The sequence below is a fragment of the Achromobacter sp. KK8 genome (genome assembly GCF_054188005.1).
In genome coordinates, this window is record NZ_CM135178.1 from 4,348,290 (window position 1) to 4,367,275 (window position 18,986).

Consider the following 18,986-nt stretch of genomic DNA (forward strand, 5'->3'; position numbering starts at 1 on the left):
CATGACGACGACACAGAAAAAGGACGGCGCCGGCTCGGGCGTGCCGAAATGGCCGGTGGCCGTGGCGCTGGCGGCGGCGGTGCTGCTGGCGCTGGTGCCGCTGGTGGTGACCGACTCGTTCACCTTGCAGGTGCTGCTGCTGGCCATCATGTTCGGCGCGCTGGGCGCGTGCTGGAACCTGGTGGGCGGCTTTCTCGGGCGCATTTCCTTCGGCCACGCCGTGTTCGTGGGCGTGGGCGGCTACACCACCTTGCTGCTGCTGCATCACCTGAAGCTGACGCCGCTGCTGGGCATCCCGCTGGGCGGCCTGATCAGCGCGGCGCTGGCCTGGCTGGTGGGCGGGCCGACGCTGCGCCTGTCCGGTCATTACTTCGCCATGGCCACCATCGCGCTGCTGCAGATCGGGCTGCTGCTGATGATCAACTGGGACTGGGCCGGCGGCGCCGTCGGGCTGGAAGCGCCGATCGGCGACGCCGCCTGGATGCTGCTGTTCCGCAGCAAGGTGCCGTACTACTGGATCGCGGTGGGACTGGCGTTCCTGACGTTCTGCGCCACGTACTTCCTGGTGCACTCCAAGACCGGCTTCTACTGGCGCGCCATCAACGGCGACGAAGCAGCCTCGCGCAGCCTGGGCGTGCCGGCGGACCGCTACAAGATGCTGGCGTTCGTGCTGTCCGCCGGCATGACCGGGGTGTGGGGCGGCTTTTTCGCCATGTACGTGGGCTTCATCGATCCCGAATCGATGTTCAGCCTGACGATGTCGGTGCAGGTGGTGCTGGTGGCCATCCTGGGCGGCGTCGGCACGCTGGTCGGCCCGTGGCTGGGCGCGGCCGTGCTGTTGCCGCTGTCGGAAGGCACGCGGGTGCTGTGGGGCAGTTCGGGCCTGGGCCTGGATCTGCTGATTTTCGGGTTGGCGATCCTGCTCGTCACCCTGTTCCTGCCAGGCGGTCTGGTGACATTGAGGAGGCGCCGTGGCTCTGCTCGACGTTAAGAACCTGACCAAGCGCTTCGGCGGCCTGGTCGCCAACAAGGACATCTCGCTGTCGGTCGAGGCGGGCGAGATCGTCGCCATCATCGGTCCCAATGGCGCCGGCAAGAGCACGCTGTTCAACGGCCTGGTCGGCCATCACGAGCCGACCTCCGGCACGGTGGCGTTCGCCGGCGAGTCCATGATCGGCCGGCGGCCGGAGCAGGTCGCGGCGATGGGGCTGGTGCGCACCTACCAGATCCCGCGCAGCTTCGGCCAGATGACGGTGCTGGAAAACGCCATGGTCGGCGCGCTGCTGCGCCATCCGCGCCTGCCCGACGCGCGCCGCGCCTCGGCGCGGGTGCTGGAACTGGTGGGGTTGGCCGACCGCGCCGACACGCTGGCGGCGGAACTGAACGTGGCGGGGCAGAAGCGGGTGGAGCTGGCGCGCGCGCTGGCGACCGAGCCGCGCATGCTGCTGCTGGACGAAGTGGCCGGCGGCCTGAATCCGGCCGAAGCCATCGCGCTGGCCGAGATCCTGCGCGGCATCCACGCTGCCGGGGTCACGCTGATCATCGTCGAGCACGTGCTGGAGGTGGTCATGCGGCTGGCGCAGCGGGTGCTGGTGCTGAACTTCGGCCAGATGATCGCCGAAGGCGCGCCGCAGGACATCGTGCGCAATCCCGCCGTGATCGAAGCCTATCTGGGGAGGAAGCACCGTGCCTGACGTGATGTTGAAGGTCGACAACCTGAGCGTGGCCTATGGCGGCGTGCAGGCCGTGCGCGACGTGTCGCTGCAAGTGCGCCCGGGCGAAATCGCGGCGCTGCTGGGTGCCAACGGCGCCGGCAAGTCCAGCACCCTGCTGGCCATCATCGGTTCGGTCAAACCCAAGGAAGGCCGGGTCGTCTTCGAAGGGCGCGACATCACGGGAACGCCGCCGGACCAGCTGGTCAAGCAGGGCATTGCCATGATTCCGGAGGGCGCGCGGGTGTTCGCGCGCCAGCCGGTCGAGCAAAACCTGCGCCTGGGGGCCTACACGGTGCGCGACGAGCGCGTCTATCGCGAACGGCTTGACAAGGTCTACGCGCTGTTCCCGCGCCTCAAAGAGCGCCGCGAACAACTCGCGGGCACCATGTCCGGCGGCGAACGACAGATGCTGGCCATCGGCCGGGCCCTGATGAGCGGGCCACGGCTGCTGCTGATCGACGAACCCAGCCTGGGCCTGTCGCCGCTGCTGGTCGAGCAGGTGTTCGACGCGCTGGCCGCCCTGAACCGCGACGACGGCCTGTCGGTGCTGCTGGTCGAGCAGAACATGGCGCAGGCGCTGGAAGTCGCGGCGCGCGCCTATGTGATGCAGAGCGGGCGCGTCGCGCTGTCCGGCAATGCGGCCGAACTGGCGGCGTCGGACGAGGTGCGGCAGGCGTATCTCGGCATGTAGCGCGGGCAAGGCGCTGGACGAAAAAAAGCCCGTCGCGCGAGCGACGGGCTTTTTGACATGCGGCCGGGGGCGGGCCGTAAGTCGCGAAGGACTTAGAAAATGTGGCGGATGCCCACGCCGGCGCCCAGCTGGCTGGTGCGGCCGGCGATTTCGCCGGTGGCGGCGTCGCGGACCTTGTTGTAGTCCACGGTGCCGTATACCTGGGTGCGCTTGGACAGCGCGTATTCGGCCACGGCCACCAGGGCGTAGCGCTTGCCCTTGTCGCCGTCTTCGACCACGTTCTTGCTCTGGTCGTAGTAGGCGGCGCCGGTGATGGCCCAGCGCGGGGTGGCCTGCCAGGTCACGCCGGCGAAGTAGCCGTTGTCCTTGCGGTCGAGCTGGGCGGTGGTGGTGCCGCCCATGACGGCGTTGACCCAGCCGGTCTGGTCGCGGCCGTTGAAGTAGCCGGCGAAGACCTTGGCGCTTTCGAACTGGTACGAAGCGCTGAAGTTCCACACTTGCTGGCGCAGTTCGGAGTCGTTGCCTTCGTAGGTGCGCATGAAGGCGCCGCCCAGGCCCAGCTGGCCAACGGTATAGCGCAGGCTCACGCCCATCTGCTGGCCGGCCTTGCGGTCCGACCACTTGTCGCCGTTGGCCCACGACGCGATCACGTTCAGGTCGCCCAGCGTGTTCGAGTAGCGGAAGGTGTTGTTGTTGCGCACGCGGCCCATGGCGGCGGGCAGCCACGAGTTTTCGTTGTAGTTACCGACGGTCAGCGGATCGAAGTAGTCCGCCATCAGGTCCTGGATCACCGTGTTCTGCAGACCCAGCGTCAACGCGCCGATGCTGCCGCCGTCCAGGCCGACGTAGGCCAGGCGGTTGAAGGTCTTGCCCGAGCTGGACGAGTTGCCGTTCTGCACGTTGAAGCCTTGCTCCAGGCGGAAGAAGGCGCGGTTGCCGTCGCCCAGGTCTTCCGAGCCGCGCAGGCCCCAGCGGCTGTTGGAGATGGCGCCGTTTTCCATCGAAAGGCGGCTGCCGTCCTCGCCGGACGCGCCGGAGCCGGTATTGACGTAGCGCATGCTGACGTCGGCGATACCGTAGAGGGTGACGCTGGTTTCAGCGGAAGCGGCGCCTGCGGCCAGGCCGAGGCCGGCGGCGGCGAGCGTAAGAGTGATGCGTTTCACTGAGGCTTCTCCTAATGTTTCTGTTCTTAGCGTGGGCCGGGCTTTTGGCTCGGCTGGACGCGCCTGGCGGTTCGCCTGGAGCTGGGCCGTTGCACCGACGCCAGGGGTTGGCGCGGGTCCGGAGCATGGGCCCTCTGTACGTTCCGTGCGCCATAGTGGTGCCAATCCAGAACGCCACGAGGATTCTAGAAAAGTTACGGCTTGTGTAGTGCGTTTATCTTTTTCGCGTTTTCCCTGGGTTTACAGAAATGCAAAAAAGGCGATGACTGGAACAATCCTGGCATTGTTCCAAAAAAACCCCGTTGCAGGAACGGGGTTTTGGGCGGGTGGTGTGCGGATCAGAGCGTCATGTGCAGCGGCAACCACGTCGCGATGCCCGGCACCAGGTACAGCAGCAGCACCGCCAGGATCATCAGGAAGAACATCGGCAGCGAGGCGCGGGCGATATAGGGCAGCTCGCGCCCGCTCATGCCCGACAGCACGAACAGGTTGAAGCCCACCGGCGGCGTGATCTGTGCCATTTCCACAACGAAAACGATGAAGATGCCGAACCAGATCAGGTCGATGCCGGCCGCCTGCACCGTCGGCAGCAGCACGCCCATGGTCAGCACGACGATGGAAATGCCGTCCAGGAAGCAGCCCAGCACGATGAAGAACACCATCAGCGCCATGATCAGCCAGAACTGCGACAGGCCCAGTCCGCCAATCCACTCGGCCAGCGCCCGCGGCAGGCCGATGTAGCCCATCGCCAGCGTCAGGAACTGCGCGCCCGCCAGGATCAGGGCGATCATGCAATACAACCGGGTGGCCCCCAGCAGCGATTGCATGAAGGTGGCGCGCGACAGCGACCCTTGCAGGCCCGACAGGATCAGCGCCCCGACCACGCCCACCGCCGCGGCCTCGGTGGCCGTGGCCAGGCCGGTGTAGATCGAGCCCAGCACCGCGCCGATCAGCAGCATCACCGGAATCAGGTGGCGCGAACGCGACAGTTTTTCCTTGAACGTCAGGCCCGGATCGGCGGCGGGCACTTCGTCCGGATTGCGGATGGCCCACCAGGCGATGTAGCCCATGAACAACAGCGCCAGCAGGATGCCCGGCACGATACCGGCGATGAACAGCTTGGCGATCGACACGTCCGCCGCCACCCCGTAGACGATCATGATGATCGACGGCGGGATCAGCAGGCCCAGGGTGCCCGCGCCCGACAGCGTGCCCAGGATCTTCGATTCGGGGTAGCCGCGGCGCGTCAGCTCGGGGATGGTCATCTTGCCGACCGTGGCGCAGGTGGCCGCGGACGAGCCCGACACCGCCGCGAAGATGGCGCAGCCGATCACGTTGGTGTGCAGCAGCCGGCCCGGCAGGCGGTTGAGCCAGGGGGCCAGGCCCTTGAACAGGTCTTCCGACAGGCGGGTGCGGAACAGGATTTCACCCATCCACAGGAACAGGGGCAGGGCGGTCAGCGTCCAGCTGGACGAGGCGCCCCAGATGGTGACGGCCATGGCATCGCCGGCCGGGCGGCTGGAGAACATCTCCATGCCGATCCAGGCGGTGCCCGCCAGCGTCAGGCCGACCCAGACGCCGCATCCCAGGAATGCGAAGATCGAGACGACCAGCAGGGTAATGACGAGAAGTTCATTCATGGGTTTGCTGCGAGGTGGCGGCGGCCAGGCCGCGTGAACGACGTACCAGCTCATCGAGCAGGGCGACCAGGAACAGGACCGTGCCCACGGCCATGCTGAGCTGCGGAATCCACAGCGGCGTGGCGTCGTTGGACGTGGAGATGTCGTTGAACTGCCAGGAGTCGTAGGTGAGCTTGACGCTGAAGAAGGCGAAGGCGGCGGCCATCAGGGTGCCCGCCGCCAGCGCGAAGATATCCAGGCGGCGGCTGCCGGCCGGCGACAGCGCGTTCAGCAGCAGCGTCACGCGGATGTGTTCGCCATGCTTGAAGGTGCTGGCCAGCGCCAGGAACCCGGCGGCGGCCATGAAATACCCGGCATAGGCGTCCGTGCCGGGAATGTTCAGGCCAAGCTGGCGCGCGACGATCGCGGCCAGCACCGCAACCAATACACCGATCGTGCACAGGCCGGCCAGCAGGCCGGCCGCGCCGTAAAGTCCATCCAGAAAGCGGCGCATGGTCGTATCACTGCTTCCGGTAGGCGTCGATCATGGCCTGGCCGTCGGCGCCGGCCTTCTTGAGCCAGTCATCCAGCATGCGCTTGCCGATCACCGACAGGCCTTCCTTCAGTTCGACCGTGGGCTTGACGGTTTCCATGCCGTTCTTGGCCAGTTCTTCCTGGTACCACTTGTTCTTTTCCTGCGACAGCTTCCAGCCGCGTTCCTCGGCCTGCGCGCCGGCCTTCTTCAAGGCTTCCTGTGTGGCCGGATCAAGCGCGTCGAACGCCTTCTTGTTGACGATCACGGCGTTCTTGGGCAGCCAGGCCTGGGTGTCGTAGAACTTCTTGATGTACTCGTAGGTCTTGGTGTCGTAGCCGGTGGAGGCCGACGACATGTACGAGTCGATCACGCCGGTGGCCAGCGCCTGCGACAGTTCGGCCTGCTGCACCGTCACCGGCTGGGCGCCGACCAGTTCGGCGATCTTGGCCGTCACCGGGCTGTAGGCGCGCCACTTCAGGCCCTTCATGTCGCTGATCTGCTTGATGTCCTTGTTGGCGAAGATGCCCTGGGGCGGCCAGGCCACCGCGTACAGCAGTGTCATGCCCTGCGAATTCAGCTTCTTTTCCAGGAACGGCTTCTGCGCCTGGTACAGCTTGAACGAGGCGTCGTAGCCGGTGGCCAGGAAGGGCAGGCCGTCCAGTTCGTAGATCGGGTCCTCGTTGGCGAAGTTGGTCAGCAGGATCTCGCCGATCTGGGCCTGGTTGCCTTGCACCGCGCGCTTGATCTCGGGCGCCTTGTAGAGCGAGGCGTTGTTGTGCAGCGTGATCTTGAGCTTGCCTTCCGACAGCGTGTCGACGTCCTTGATGAAGGTCGTCAGGTTTTCGACGTGGAAGTTGCTGGCGGGATAGGCGCTGGGCAGGTCCCACTTGGTCTGGGCCTGGGCGCCGGCGCTGAACGCCAGGACGATGGAGCCGGTCAACAGCGAGAGCTTCTTGAACATGATGGTCCTTCTTTGCGAATGATGAGTGCGGGCAGGGCCCGGAGGCATTGCGAAAAAGCGCGCGGCGCGGCATGACGCATAGCTGAAAAGCCGTGCCATTCTATGTTGCCTCTTGGTCACAAAGTGCCTGCAAGCGCGTGTTTACGGGTAATTCCTAGGCCGCCGGTCCGAAATGCTTGACGATTGAAATAGTGTGCCCACGGGCCGGACGTTGTCTTGCGGCGGCGTCTTTTTCTTCTAAGATCTCGTCATCGCAGTCGTGTCGCAGAGGGTCGTGTGAATTTCGTTTTTCGTCGTGACGAGTTGTTGGTCGAGGAAGCCACCAGCGTGTTGCCGGACCTGGATGCCTGTGGGCGCGCCGGGCTTGGGGCCGACGCCCTGCAGCCGGTCTGGGCCACGCCGGATTCGCCGGCCCGCGCCGCGCATGTCGAACCGGGCATCGAAGCGCCGCGCGGCTACGCCTTCAAGAAGCTGCGGTCCTTGTTCGGGGTGCTGGACGAGGAACGCATGGCGCTTGCCGGGCGCGCCTACCAGATCGCCGAATGGGCCCGCACCCATCGCTTCTGCGGCGCCTGCGGCACGGCCACCACGCGCGTCAGCGGCGAGTTCTGCCAGCGCTGCCCGGCCTGCGGCTTCTCGGCCTATCCGCGCATCTCGCCGGCCATGATGGTGCTGATCCGCAAGGGCGACAGCATCCTGCTGGCGCGCCACACCGCCAATGCCGCCGGGCGCTACACGGCCCTGGCCGGCTTTGTCGAGCCGGGCGAAAGCATCGAGCAGACGGTGCACCGCGAGGTGCTGGAAGAGGTCGGCCTGAAGGTCGGCAACCTGAAGTACTTCGGCAGCCAATCCTGGCCGTTCCCGCATTCGCTGATGGTGGCCTACACGGCCGAATACGTGTCGGGCGAGATCCGCGTGCAGGAAGACGAGATCGCCGACGCGCGCTGGTTCGGTCCGGGCGATCCGATGCCAGAGATCGCGGCGCGCATCTCCATTGCCGGTTCGCTGATCCGCGCGCATTTGCCGGCTGGCTGGGACGCGCCATAGCAAGGCGCGGGAGTGCTGCGCGCGCCTTAGGCGGGCATTCATCCTAGGGGTATTCCCTCGAATCGAGGGATTTTTTCCGTCCCTGTTTTGTTTTTTATTGATGAAATATAGATAAATTATTAGTATTTCGCGCAGATAAACTTGTTGCGCGGCCCTTATGACCTCCACGTTGATCGCCTCGTCGGCCCACCTGGCCGGCGGTAGCGCGCCGGACCTGTCCGAAGTCGAATTCGGCCTGATGATCGCCAGCCACGCCTTCGATCGCTGGACCGTGCGCTGCATGGCGGCGGCGGGCCTGCCCGACCTGACGCCCACCGACGTCATGGTGTTCCACCACGTGTTCCACCGCCAGCGCCCCAAGAAGCTGGCCGACATCTGCTTCACGCTGAATGTCGAGGACACGCACATCGTCAACTACGCGCTGAAAAAGCTCGACCGCCTGGGCGTGGTCAAGGGCGAGCGCGCCAGCAAGGAAGTGTTCTACAGCGTCACGCCCGAAGGCGCGGCCATCATCAAGCGCTACGGCGAAATCCGCGAGCAATGCCTGACCGCCGGCCTCGACGCGCCGGGGGGCGGCGGCCTGGAATTCAGCCGCCAGCTGGCGCACACGCTGCGCGCCCTGTCCGGCCTGTACGACCAGGCCGCGCGCGCCGCGACCTCCCTGTAAACCGATACGCGGGGCAGCGCCCCGTACCGCAACCCGCACGCCGCGGCCGGCAGCGCCGTGGCGGCTTCTTGTACCCGAGGATAGTTATGAAGTGGCAATTCTGGATTGATCGTGGGGGCACCTTCACCGACATCGTGGCGCGTCGCCCCGACGGCACCACCACCACCGCGAAGATGCTGTCGGAAAATCCCGAGCAGTACCGCGACGCGGCGGTGGCGGGCATCCGCAAGCTGCTGGGCATCGCGCCCGGCCAGCCGGTGCCGGCCGAGCAGGTCGAATGCGTCAAGATGGGCACCACGGTCGCCACCAACGCGCTGCTCGAACGCAAGGGCGAACGCACGCTGCTGGTGACCACGCGCGGTTTCCGCGACGGCCTGCGCATTGCCTACCAGAACCGTCCGCGCCTGTTCGACCGCAACGTGCTGCTGCCGGAAATGCTCTACGAAGCCGTGGTCGAGGCCGACGAGCGCGTCGCCGCCGACGGCGAAGTGATCCGCGACCTGGACGAGGCCGCGCTGCGCCGTGACATGCAGGCGGCCTACGACAGCGGCATCCGCACCGTCGCCATCGTCTTCATGCACGCCTGGCACGCCACCGGCCACGAGCAGCGCGCCGCCCGCATCGCGCGCGAGATCGGCTTCACCCAGGTGTCGGCCTCGCACGAGGTCAGCCCGCTGATCAAGTACGTCTCGCGCGGCGACACCACCGTGGTCGACGCCTACCTGTCGCCCATCCTCAAGCGCTACGTCGACCAGGTGGCCGGCGAACTGCCCGGCATCCGCCTGATGTTCATGCAATCGAGCGGCGGCCTGACCGACGCGCACCGCTTCCGCGGCAAGGACGCCATCCTGTCCGGCCCGGCCGGCGGCATCGTCGGCATGGTGCGCACCAGCGAGCAGGCCGGTTTCGACAAGATCATCGGCTTCGACATGGGCGGCACCTCCACCGACGTGTCGCACTACGCCGGCGAATTCGAGCGCGAGTTCGAGACCCTGGTGGCCGGCGTGCGCATGCGCGCGCCCATGATGAGCATCCACACGGTCGCGGCCGGCGGCGGTTCGATCCTGCATTTCGACGGCGCGCGCCTGCGCGTCGGCCCGGATTCGGCCGGCGCCAACCCCGGCCCCGCCTGCTACCGCCGCGGCGGGCCGCTGGCCGTGACCGACTGCAACGTGCTGCTCGGCAAGATCCAGCCCGATTTCTTCCCCAAGGTGTTCGGTCCCGACGCCAACGAAGCGCTGGACCGCGACGCCGTCGTGCAGCGCTTTGAGGCCATGGCCGACGAGGTCCGCGCCGCCACCGGCCGCGACATGACGCCGGAACAGCTGGCCGAGGGCTTCCTGGAAATCGCCGTCGGCAACATGGCCGAAGCCATCAAGCGCATCTCGGTGCAACGCGGCCACGACGTCACCGAATACGCGCTGACCGTGTTCGGCGGCGCCGGCGGCCAGCACGCCTGCCTGGTGGCCGACGCGCTCGGCATGACCACGGTCTTCGCGCACCCGCTGGGCGGCGTGCTGTCGGCCTACGGCATGGGCCTGGCCGACCAGACCGACATGCGCCAGAAGACCGTCGAGAAAACGCTCGACGCCGCGCTGATGGCCGAACTGCAAGGCGAACTGGACGCGCTGGCCGAGCAGGCCGTGGGCGAACTGCGCCGCCAGCACGTGGCCGATAGCGACATCGGCGTGCAACGCCGCCTGCACCTGAAGTACCGCGGCACCGACACCGCGCTCGAAGTGCCGTATTCGGACCTGGACCAGGCCCGCAAGGACTTCGAGGCCGCCTACCGCCAGCGCTATTCCTTCCTCATGCCCAACCGCGAACTGGTGGTGGAAACCATCTCGGTGGAAGCCACCGGCGGCGGCGAGCGCGTCACCGAGACGCCCGCGTCGCGCAGCCGCGACGGCGCGCTGGCGCCGCGCCGCACGGTTCGCATGTACAGTGGCGGCGCCTGGCGCGACACGCCGTTGTACGTGCGTGAAGACATGGCCGGCGGCGACCTGGTGGCGGGCCCCGCCATCATCTCCGAGCCGAACCAGACCACCGTGGTCGAGCCCGGCTGGCAGGCCGAGCTGACGCAACAGGACCACTTCGTGATCCGCCGCGTCGAGGCCCGCCCGCAGCGGCGCGCCGTCGGCACCCAGGCCGACCCCGTGATGCTGGAGGTGTTCAACAACCTGTTCATGTCGATCGCCGAGCAGATGGGCTACCGCCTGCAGAACACGGCGTACTCGGTCAACATCAAGGAACGCCTGGACTTCTCCTGCGCCATCTTCGACGCCCAGGCGCGCCTGATCGCCAACGCGCCGCACATGCCGGTGCACCTGGGCTCCATGGGCGAATCGGTGCGCACCGTCATGAACGCCAACGCCGGCCGCATGCAGCCGGGCGACGCCTACGTGGTCAACGACCCGTACCACGGCGGCACCCACCTGCCGGACGTCACGGTGATCACGCCGGTGTTCGACCGCAAGGGCAACGAGATCCTGTTCTACGTCGGCTCGCGCGGCCACCATGCGGATATCGGCGGCACCACCCCGGGCTCGATGCCGCCCGATTCGAAGACGGTCGAAGACGAAGGCGTGCTGTTCACCAACTTCCAGCTGGTCAAAGGCGGCGAGTTCCGCGAACAGGCCGCGCGCGACATCCTCGGCTCCGGCCGCTGGCCGGCGCGCAACCCGGACCAGAACATCGCCGACATGCACGCGCAGATCGCCGCCAACGAAAAGGGCGTGCAGGAACTGCTGCGCATGTGCGATCACTTCGGCCTGGACGTGGTGCGCGCCTACATGGGCCACGTGCAGGACAACGCCGAAGAGGCGGTGCGCCGCGTGATCTCGGTGCTCAAGGACGGCAGCTACGAGTATCCGCTGGACAACGGCGCGGTCATCCGCGTCGCGGTGCGGGTGGACAACCAGGCGCGCAGCGCCGTGGTCGACTTCACCGGCACGTCGGACCAGCTGGACAACAACTTCAACGCCCCGGGCGCCATCGCCGTGGCCGCGGTGCTGTACGTGTTCCGCACCCTGGTCAACGACGACATCCCGCTGAACGACGGCTGCCTGGTGCCGCTGTCGATCATCCTGCCGGAAGGCTCGATGCTGCGCCCGAACCCGCCGGCCTCGGTGGTGGCGGGCAACGTCGAAACGTCCATGTGCATCGTCAACGCGCTGTATGGCGCGCTCGGCGTGCTGGCCGCCAGCCAGGGCACCATGAACAACTTCACCTTCGGCAACGCGCGCCACCAGTACTACGAGACCATCTCGGGCGGCACCGGCGCCGGTCCCGTGCGCATCGATGCCGCCGGTCCCCACGACGAAGGCTTCCCCGGCACTTCGGTGGTGCAGGCGCACATGACCAACTCGCGCCTCACCGACCCCGAAGTGCTGGAGTTCCGCTTCCCGGTGCGGCTGGAGTCGTACGAGATCCGTCACGGCTCGGGCGGGGCGGGGCGCTATCCGGGCGGCAACGGCGGCGTGCGCCGCATCCGCTTCCTGGAAGACATGACCGCCGCGATCCTGTCCAACAACCGCCTGCACGCGCCATTCGGTCTGGCCGGCGGCGGACCGGGCGCGATGGGCCGCAACTACATCGAAAGGCTGGATGGCTCGGTGCAGGAACTCGGTCCGCAGGATAGCGCCCAGTTGCATCCGGGCGACGTGTTCGTGGTGGAAACGCCTGGAGGCGGGGGCTACGGCGCGGCGTAAGCGCCGCCCACCATCGGCGTCCGAGTCCGTTCAGGCGGGATCGGGCGCCGCGTCGTCCGGATCGTTCATCACATCCAGCACGATGTCCGCCTTCGGCTTGCGGTCGTAGACCCGCAGCGTCACCTCGCCATCGCCGATCTCGAAGATCGCGGTGGCGAGCGTGTTTTCGCCGTCCGGGTCCTTGGGATCGGTGCGCAGGATCGGCAGTTCGCCCTCGGTGTCATGCAACGCCGTCAGCAGGTCGGCGCCGACGGTGGCGGGCGACCAGGTGTCGACGATGCCCTCGATGCGGCGCTGGCGCTCGCGCGACGAGTCGGTGATGATCTGCGTCTGGCCGCGGCTGGCCTGGTGCACCATGTGGTTGGCATGGCCGTAGCGGGTGCCGATCTCCAGGACCGACGCGGCGCCGGGCGACGCCTCGACGCTGAAGACGCGGGCATCGGCGGCCGAGCCCAGCGTATGGTGGAAGCCCCCCGCGCGCGGCGCGTCGCGCAGCAGCGCCACGGCCTCGTCCAGCGTGGCGCAGTCGAGCACGGCGCGCGCCAGCAGCATGCGCGGCAGGCCGCGCTGGCGCAGGCGCGTGCGCAGGTTGTTGATGGTCTGCACCAGGCCGGCGCGATTGGCCCCGAAGGTATGGCCGGGCAGGGATCCCGGGTAATAGAAGCTCAGGTAGCCGGGCGCGTCGTCCAGCGCCACGTCGACCAGATGGCAGCGGCCGTACAGGAACGGATCGCCGTCCTCGTTGTGGCCGATCCAGCGGGTGCCGTCGGCCGCCTTCAGCGCCACCGACGTGCAGCCGTCGCCGCTGCCGCTGCTGTGCAGCAGGTCGCCGCGGCAATTCCACAGCAGCACGTCGGCCAGCGGCAGGCCCAGTCCTTCGGCCAGCCCCTCCAGTTCCTCCCAGACCGCCGGCAGCGCGGCGCGCGCCTGCTCGCCCAGTTCCGCCACGTAGGGGTGGCCGCGCCAGGGGCGCAGCGCCTTCCAGGTGGCGCTCTGGTCCAGGTAGGTCGCCATCAGCGGGCGGGCCAGCTTGCCTAGCGCCACGCCGACCTGGCGCCGGTTGCCGGCGATGCGTACATACTTGTAGGGCATGGGGATTCTCCGGGGTGTCATGCGGATTGTAATTTTTCTAAGCTCTGTCCGGTGGGGACGGATGCGTTAAGATTCCCCGTAAGTTGCTCCGGCGATCCCGGTGTGGCCCGCGCATCATGTCCTAACTACAACCCCGGGTGCTATCGGCCCCAAGAGGAGAGTTTCATGATTAAACGTAAAGTCGCCGCCGCCTTGGTCGGCCTGTCCGTGGCCATGTTCGGCGCCGCCTCCGGCGCCTACGCCCAAGGCAAGGAATTGGTGGTGGCCACCGACACGGCGTTCGTGCCGTTCGAGTTCAAGCAGGGCAACACCTACACCGGCTTCGACGTGGACCTGTGGGCGGCCATCGCCAAGGAACTGAACGTCAAGTACAAGCTGCAGCCGATGGACTTCAACGGCATCATCCCCGGCCTGCAGACCAAGAACATCGACGTGGCGCTGGCCGGCATCACCATCCGCGATGACCGCAAGAAGGTGATCGACTTCTCCGATCCCTACTACGAAAGCGGCCTGGCCATCCTGGTCGGCGAAAAGAACACCGACATCAAGGACGCCAAGTCGCTGGCCGGCAAGACCGTCGCGGTCAAGACCGGCACGGCCACCGTGGACTTCCTGAAGGCCCAGGTGCCGGACGCCAAGCTCAAGCTGTTCCCCAACATCGACAACGCCTACCTGGAACTGGCCACCGGCCGGGTCGATGCCGCCGTGCACGACACGCCCAACGTCCAGTACTACGCCAACACGGCTGGCAAGGGCCGCGTCAAGGTGGTCGGCTCGGTCAAGAGCGGCGACTTCTACGGCATCGCCTTCCCCAAGGGCAGCGAACTGGTGCCGCAGGTCAACAAGGCCCTGGCCACGCTCAAGTCCAACGGCCAGTACGACGCCATCTACGAGAAGTGGTTCGGCAAGAAGCCCTGAGCTTTTTCGTCGGATTGATGTTGCATTTCGGGGCCGCCCGGCAGTCTGGGGCCCCGGCGCTTCGCTCCGGCGACGCCGGGCCCGGGACGGGGCGGCCCCGAGCCGCTTGCGGCGCCGGGCGTTTCCGCCATGATGCGGCGCGCGGGCGCGCCATTGAGGGGTAATTCGTGGATTTTGACTGGAATGTAGTGATGGAGGCGTTGCCCAACCTGTGGGTGGGCACGCAGATGACCATCAAGATCACCTTTTGGGGCCTGTTCGGCGGCTTTCTGCTGGGCGCGCTCTCCGGCGTGACGCGGGCCTACGGGCATCCGATACTGTCGGGCATCGCCCAGGTGTATGTCGCGGTGATCCGCGGCACGCCGATCGTGGTGCAGGTGATGTTCATTTATTTCGCCTTGCCGCTCTTGGCGAACATCCGGGTGGACGCCGAGTGGGCGGCCATCGTCACGCTCATCATCAATTCAGGCGCCTATATTTCCGAGATCGTGCGCGGTTCGCTGCTGTCGGTCCACAAGGGGCTGAAGGAAGCCGGGCAGGCGATGGGCCTGCCGTTTCACAAGATCCTGTTCCACATCATCGGGCCGGTGGCGTTCCGCCGCATGATTCCGCCGCTGGGCAACCAGTGCATCATCAGCCTGAAGGATTCGTCGCTGTTCATCGTGATCGGCGTCGCGGAACTGACCCGTCAGGGCCAGGAGATCATGGCCAGCAACTTCCGCGCGGTCGAGATCTGGTCGGCCATTGCCATCGTCTACCTGATCCTGACGGGCACGATGGCGCTGATCCTGCACCTGGTGGAAAAGAGGATGCGCATACTATGAGCATGGTTGAATTTCATGACGTCACCAAGACGTTCGGCGCGTCCACGGTGCTGGACGGCATTTCGCTCAATATCGACGCGGGCGAGGTGGTCGTGGTGGTGGGGCCCTCCGGCTCCGGCAAGTCCACCTTCCTGCGCTGCATCAACGTGCTCGAAACGATCAACGGCGGCGACCTGCTGGTCGACGGCCTGAGCGTGCACGGCGGCGCCGCCCAGGTGCGCGAGATCCGGCGCGAGGCCGGCATGGTGTTCCAGCAGTTCAATCTGTTCCCGCAGATGACCGCGCTGCAGAATGTCATGTTCGGGCCGGTGCACACGCGCGGACAGAGCCGCGACGAGGCGCGCGAACTGGCCGAGCAACTGCTGGGCAAGGTCGGGCTGGCCGAGCGCATGAACCACTACCCATCCGAACTGTCCGGCGGCCAGCAGCAGCGCGTGGCGATCGCCCGCGCGTTGGCGATCAAGCCCAAGCTGATGCTGTTCGACGAGCCGACTTCGGCGCTCGATCCGGAACTGCGCCACGAGGTGCTGAAGGTGATGCGCGACCTGGCCGAGGAGGGCATGACCATGGTGGTGGTCACGCACGAAATGGAATTCGCGCGCAAGGTCGGCAGCCGCCTGATCTTCATCGACGCCGGCAAGATCGCGCATGACGGTCCGCCAGCCGAACTGCTGGACAATCCGCCCAGCCAGCGCCTGAAGGACTTCCTGCAACACGTTGCCTGAGCGCGGATCGCCCCAGAACCGCGCCCCAAGCGGGATGTCACGGATCCGGCTCCGCCGGTCCGTAGACATGCCCCCTTGAGGGGGAAGCGCGCAGCGCTTCGGGGGTGGGCTCCCCCCTAGCCCTTCACGCGCACGATCTTCTGCACTTGCGGCACGTGGCGGATGGCGCGGATCACCTGCGCCAGGTGCTTGCGGCTGTCCACCTGGATGGTCAGGTGCAGCGACACCGTCGAGACCGCGTCATCGTGCATGGTCACATGCATGATGTTGGCGTCGGCCGCCGTGACTTCCGCGGCCAGCCGGCCCAGCACGCCGCGCTCGTTGCGCGTGACGATGTCCAGGCGCGTGGCCAGGTGCTTGGCGGTGTGGGCGTCCCAGGCGACGTTGATCCAGCGTTCCGGTTCGCGCAGGCGCTGGCGCATGGCCACCGGGCAGTCGGCGGTGTGCACCACCAGGCCATGGCCCATGCGCATGCCGGCGATGATCGGGTCGCCGGGCAGCGGGCCGCAGCACGGCGCCAACTGCACCGCCTGGCCTTCGTTGCCCTGGATCAGGATCGGGGCGCTGCGCGCCGAGGTCAGCTCGTCCACCGCCGCGGCGGTGGTGGCCACCAGCTGGTGTTCGGGCGCGAAGCGGCGCGCCACGACGGCGGCTAGGCGCTTGCCCAGGCCGATGTCGGCCAGGATTTCCTCGCGTGAGCTGGCGCCGGTGCTGCGCGCCAGCTTCTGCCAGGCCGGGTCGTCGGTGGCCGGCAGCGGCATGTGCAATTCCTGCAGGGCCTGGCCCAGCAGGCGCTCGCCGAAGGCCACCGATTCCTCGTACTTGACGGTGCGCAGGTAGTGGCGGATTTCCGAACGGGCGCGGCCGGTGCGCACGTAATTGAGCCATTGCGCGTTCGGGCGCGAAGCGGGGGAGGTGACGATCTCCACCGTGTCGCCGCTGTTCAGTTCCGTGCGCAGTGGCACGAACTCGCCGTTGACCTTGGCCGCCACCGCCTGGTTGCCGATGTCGGTATGGATGGCGTAGGCGAAATCCACCGGCGTCGCGCCGCGCGGCAGCGAGATGATCTTGCCGCGCGGGGTGAAGACGTAGACGGCGTCCGGGAACAGGTCGACCTTGACGTGTTCGAGGAACTCGCCCGAATCGCCGGTCTGGCTCTGGATGTCCAGCAGCGATTGCAGCCACTGGTGGGTACGCTTCTGCAGGTCGTTGAGCGTCAGGTCGGCGCCCTTGTACAGCCAGTGCGAGGCCACGCCTTCTTCGGCCACGTGATGCATGTCGCGGGTGCGGAACTGGAATTCCACCGGGGTGCCGTAGGGGCCCACCAGCGTCGTGTGCAGCGACTGGTAGCCGTTGACCTTGGGGATCGCGATGTAGTCCTTGAACTTGCCGGGCACCGGCCGGTACAGCTGGTGCAGCGTGCCCAGTGCCAGGTAGCACTCGGGCAGCGTGTGGACGATGACGCGGAAACCATAGATGTCGAGCACATCCGAGAACGACTTCTTCTGGTCGACCATCTTGCGGTAGATGCCGAACAGCGTCTTCTCGCGGCCGGTGACTTCGGCCTCGATGCCGGCGGCGGGCAGCGCGGCACGGACCGAGTCGGCGATCTTGCCGATCACCTCGCGGCGGTTGCCGCGCGCGGCCAGCACGGCCTTGTACAACACCTGGTAGCGGTTCGGGTACATGGCCGCGAAGCACAGGTCCTGCAGTTCGCGGAACAGCAGGTTCAGGCCCAGCCGGTGGGCGATGGGCGCGTAGATGTCCAGCGTTTCGCGGGCGATGCGGCGGCGCTTCTCGGGGTTGACCGCGTCCAGCGTGCGCATGTTGTGCAGGCGGTCGGCCAGCTTGATGAGGATGACGCGCACGTCGCGCGCCATCGCCAGCAGCATCTTGCGGAAACTTTCAGCCTGCTGCTCGGCCTTGGTGGCGAAGTCCAGGCGGTCCAGCTTGGACAGGCCATCGACCAGCTCGGCGACTTCAGGACCGAACTTCTCGGCCAGCTCGTGCTTGGCGATGCCCTGGTCTTCCATCACGTCGTGCAGCAGGGCGGCGGACAACGCATTCGCGTCGAGCTTCCAGCCCGCGCAGATTTCCGTGACGGCGATGGGGTGCGAGATGTAGGGCGAACCGCTGGCGCGGAACTGGCCCAGGTGCGCCTGGTCGGCGAAGCGATAGGCTTCGCGCACGCGTTCTACATCTTTCTTGTCGAGATAGCTGCCGATGATTTCGGTCAGCGGCGCCAGCGAGGCGACCGGCGAGGCGGTCGCATCCGCCGCTTCTTGCGCGGCGACGGAGGGCGGCGTGGGGGAATTCTTGTCTTTCTTGCCCGTGCGGCGCCCGAGACGGGAGCCGGCACGTAGCGCGGCAAGCAGACCTGATGAAGCGTACTTCAGCCCGGGAAAAGCCATGCTTGCCGCCCCCCGGAAAAGATCAGGTGGGAACTTTGCGCAGCATTTCCACGCCGGTGAGGCCGCCCGCGATTTCGCGCAGGGCAGTGACCGTGGGCTTGTCTTTGCTGTCCAGGCGCGGGGCATGGCCTTGCGCCAGCTCGCGGGCGCGGTAGGTGGCGGCCAGCGTGAGCTTGAAACGGTTGGGGATCTGGTTCAGACAGTCTTCGACGGTAATGCGAGCCATTAGGACACCTGGTGCTGATGGTGGATAGGGAGAATGCGGTTTCGTTTCAGTGCGCCGCCGGGATGCCGAGCTGCGCAAACAATTCGGCGTGGCGCACGGCCTGAGACGAAAAACGCAGCCGTGCGGCGCTGACGATTTGAGTCAGTTCCGACAAGGCCACGCTAAATTCTTGATTAATAATAACATATTCGCATTCAGGCGCGTGCGCGATTTCGCCGCCCGCGGCCATCAGCCGGCGCGCGATCACTTGCGGCGCATCCTGGCCGCGCGCCTTGAGCCGGCTTTCGAGTTCCTCGATCGAAGGCGGCAGCACGAAGATGCCGATCGCGCCGGGAAAGCGCTGGCGCACCTGGCGCGCGCCTTGCCAATCGATTTCCAGCAGCACGTCGCGGCCCTCGCGGGTGGCTTCGTCGATGCGATCGCGCGGCGTCCCGTAGAAATTGCCATGGACCTCGGCCCACTCCAGCAGGCGCTGCTCGTCGCGCAACTGCTTGAATTCGTCGATGCCGATGAAGCGGTACTCGCGGCCGTCTTCCTCGCCGGGACGCGGCGCGCGGGTGGTGCAGGAGACGGACAGGAGGATGGACGGGTCTTGCTGCAGCAAGGCCTTGACCAGGCTGGACTTGCCGGCCCCGCTGGGGGCGACGACCATGAAGACATTGCCGGAAGTGGCGTGCATGAA

17 protein-coding genes are annotated in these 18,986 nt (G+C 66.8%); 9 read left to right on the forward strand and 8 right to left on the reverse strand.

Annotated elements, in window-relative coordinates:
- The first annotated feature begins 1 nt into the window (after nucleotide 1).
- From ACVN9Z_RS20220 to ACVN9Z_RS20230, 3 genes are read left to right on the forward strand one after another with little or no spacing between them, the layout of a single operon-like run.
- Nucleotides 2–991 (forward strand): branched-chain amino acid ABC transporter permease, encoded by a 990-nt coding sequence (locus tag ACVN9Z_RS20220; protein ID WP_020927498.1) that lies wholly within the window; start codon nucleotides 2–4, stop codon nucleotides 989–991.
- Nucleotides 972–1,694, forward strand: coding sequence for an ABC transporter ATP-binding protein (locus ACVN9Z_RS20225; RefSeq protein ID WP_020927499.1), 723 nt, complete (start codon nucleotides 972–974; stop codon nucleotides 1,692–1,694). The genes ACVN9Z_RS20220 and ACVN9Z_RS20225 overlap by 20 nt, the downstream gene beginning before the upstream one ends.
- A gap of 4 nt (nucleotides 1,695–1,698) precedes the next feature.
- The gene (locus tag ACVN9Z_RS20230; protein WP_053501252.1) at nucleotides 1,699–2,406 is read left to right on the forward strand and encodes an ABC transporter ATP-binding protein; all 708 of its coding nucleotides are present in this window, start codon (nucleotides 1,699–1,701) and stop codon (nucleotides 2,404–2,406) included.
- Between the two features lie 92 nt (nucleotides 2,407–2,498).
- Here ACVN9Z_RS20230 and ACVN9Z_RS20235 read toward each other — a convergent pair whose 3' ends face one another.
- The 4 genes from ACVN9Z_RS20235 to dctP form a co-directional block, all read right to left on the reverse strand.
- Nucleotides 2,499–3,569 carry a porin gene (locus ACVN9Z_RS20235; protein ID WP_024068739.1) on the reverse strand — a complete coding sequence of 357 codons (1,071 nt, stop codon included), beginning with the start codon at nucleotides 3,567–3,569 and terminating at the stop codon, nucleotides 2,499–2,501.
- Between the two features lie 338 nt (nucleotides 3,570–3,907).
- Nucleotides 3,908–5,209, reverse strand: coding sequence for a TRAP transporter large permease (locus ACVN9Z_RS20240; RefSeq protein ID WP_006388198.1), 1,302 nt, complete (start codon nucleotides 5,207–5,209; stop codon nucleotides 3,908–3,910).
- Nucleotides 5,202–5,702 carry a TRAP transporter small permease gene (locus ACVN9Z_RS20245; protein ID WP_020927502.1) on the reverse strand — a complete coding sequence of 167 codons (501 nt, stop codon included), beginning with the start codon at nucleotides 5,700–5,702 and terminating at the stop codon, nucleotides 5,202–5,204. Before ACVN9Z_RS20245 ends, ACVN9Z_RS20240 begins: the two co-directional genes overlap by 8 nt.
- Before the next feature lie 7 nt (nucleotides 5,703–5,709).
- Nucleotides 5,710–6,684, reverse strand: coding sequence for a TRAP transporter substrate-binding protein DctP (gene dctP / locus ACVN9Z_RS20250; protein WP_024068741.1), 975 nt, complete (start codon nucleotides 6,682–6,684; stop codon nucleotides 5,710–5,712).
- A gap of 276 nt (nucleotides 6,685–6,960) precedes the next feature.
- On the opposite strand from dctP, the gene nudC reads away from it, so the two are divergent.
- The 3 genes from nudC to ACVN9Z_RS20265 all read left to right on the forward strand — a co-directional run bounded on the left by nudC (nucleotide 6,961) and on the right by ACVN9Z_RS20265 (nucleotide 12,108).
- Nucleotides 6,961–7,731, forward strand: a complete 771-nt coding sequence (nudC, locus tag ACVN9Z_RS20255; RefSeq protein ID WP_458212556.1) for an NAD(+) diphosphatase — start codon at nucleotides 6,961–6,963, stop codon at nucleotides 7,729–7,731.
- Between the two features lie 157 nt (nucleotides 7,732–7,888).
- Entirely contained in the window at nucleotides 7,889–8,398 is a 510-nt protein-coding gene (locus ACVN9Z_RS20260; RefSeq protein WP_006388202.1) for a winged helix DNA-binding protein, read from the forward strand.
- An 86-nt stretch (nucleotides 8,399–8,484) separates the two neighbouring features.
- Complete coding sequence (locus ACVN9Z_RS20265) at nucleotides 8,485–12,108, forward strand: hydantoinase B/oxoprolinase family protein (RefSeq protein WP_054438426.1); 3,624 nt, start codon at nucleotides 8,485–8,487, stop codon at nucleotides 12,106–12,108.
- 30 nt (nucleotides 12,109–12,138) lie between these two features.
- Here the strand turns inward: ACVN9Z_RS20265 and ACVN9Z_RS20270 are convergent, their stop codons facing one another.
- The gene (locus tag ACVN9Z_RS20270) at nucleotides 12,139–13,200 is read right to left on the reverse strand and encodes a C45 family autoproteolytic acyltransferase/hydolase (RefSeq protein WP_458212557.1); all 1,062 of its coding nucleotides are present in this window, start codon (nucleotides 13,198–13,200) and stop codon (nucleotides 12,139–12,141) included.
- 165 nt (nucleotides 13,201–13,365) lie between these two features.
- On the opposite strand from ACVN9Z_RS20270, the gene glnH reads away from it, so the two are divergent.
- From glnH to glnQ, 3 genes are all read left to right on the forward strand, one after another.
- The gene (gene glnH, locus ACVN9Z_RS20275) at nucleotides 13,366–14,118 is read left to right on the forward strand and encodes a glutamine ABC transporter substrate-binding protein GlnH (RefSeq protein WP_020927507.1); all 753 of its coding nucleotides are present in this window, start codon (nucleotides 13,366–13,368) and stop codon (nucleotides 14,116–14,118) included.
- 167 nt (nucleotides 14,119–14,285) lie between these two features.
- The gene (gene glnP, locus ACVN9Z_RS20280; RefSeq protein ID WP_006388206.1) at nucleotides 14,286–14,942 is read left to right on the forward strand and encodes a glutamine ABC transporter permease GlnP; all 657 of its coding nucleotides are present in this window, start codon (nucleotides 14,286–14,288) and stop codon (nucleotides 14,940–14,942) included.
- The gene (gene glnQ, locus ACVN9Z_RS20285) at nucleotides 14,939–15,667 is read left to right on the forward strand and encodes a glutamine ABC transporter ATP-binding protein GlnQ (protein WP_020927509.1); all 729 of its coding nucleotides are present in this window, start codon (nucleotides 14,939–14,941) and stop codon (nucleotides 15,665–15,667) included. Before glnP ends, glnQ begins: the two co-directional genes overlap by 4 nt.
- Before the next feature lie 116 nt (nucleotides 15,668–15,783).
- Here glnQ and ACVN9Z_RS20290 read toward each other — a convergent pair whose 3' ends face one another.
- From ACVN9Z_RS20290 to gmk, 3 genes are read right to left on the reverse strand one after another with little or no spacing between them, the layout of a single operon-like run.
- A complete protein-coding gene (locus ACVN9Z_RS20290) occupies nucleotides 15,784–18,078 on the reverse strand; it encodes a RelA/SpoT family protein (RefSeq protein ID WP_006388210.1) in 2,295 nt (764 codons plus the stop codon).
- A gap of 22 nt (nucleotides 18,079–18,100) precedes the next feature.
- On the reverse strand, nucleotides 18,101–18,304 hold the full coding sequence (gene rpoZ, locus ACVN9Z_RS20295) for a DNA-directed RNA polymerase subunit omega (RefSeq protein WP_006219679.1): 204 nt from the start codon (nucleotides 18,302–18,304) through the stop codon (nucleotides 18,101–18,103).
- A 46-nt stretch (nucleotides 18,305–18,350) separates the two neighbouring features.
- Entirely contained in the window at nucleotides 18,351–18,983 is a 633-nt protein-coding gene (gmk, locus tag ACVN9Z_RS20300) for a guanylate kinase (RefSeq protein WP_020927510.1), read from the reverse strand.
- Between the last annotated feature and the right edge of the window lie 3 nt (nucleotides 18,984–18,986).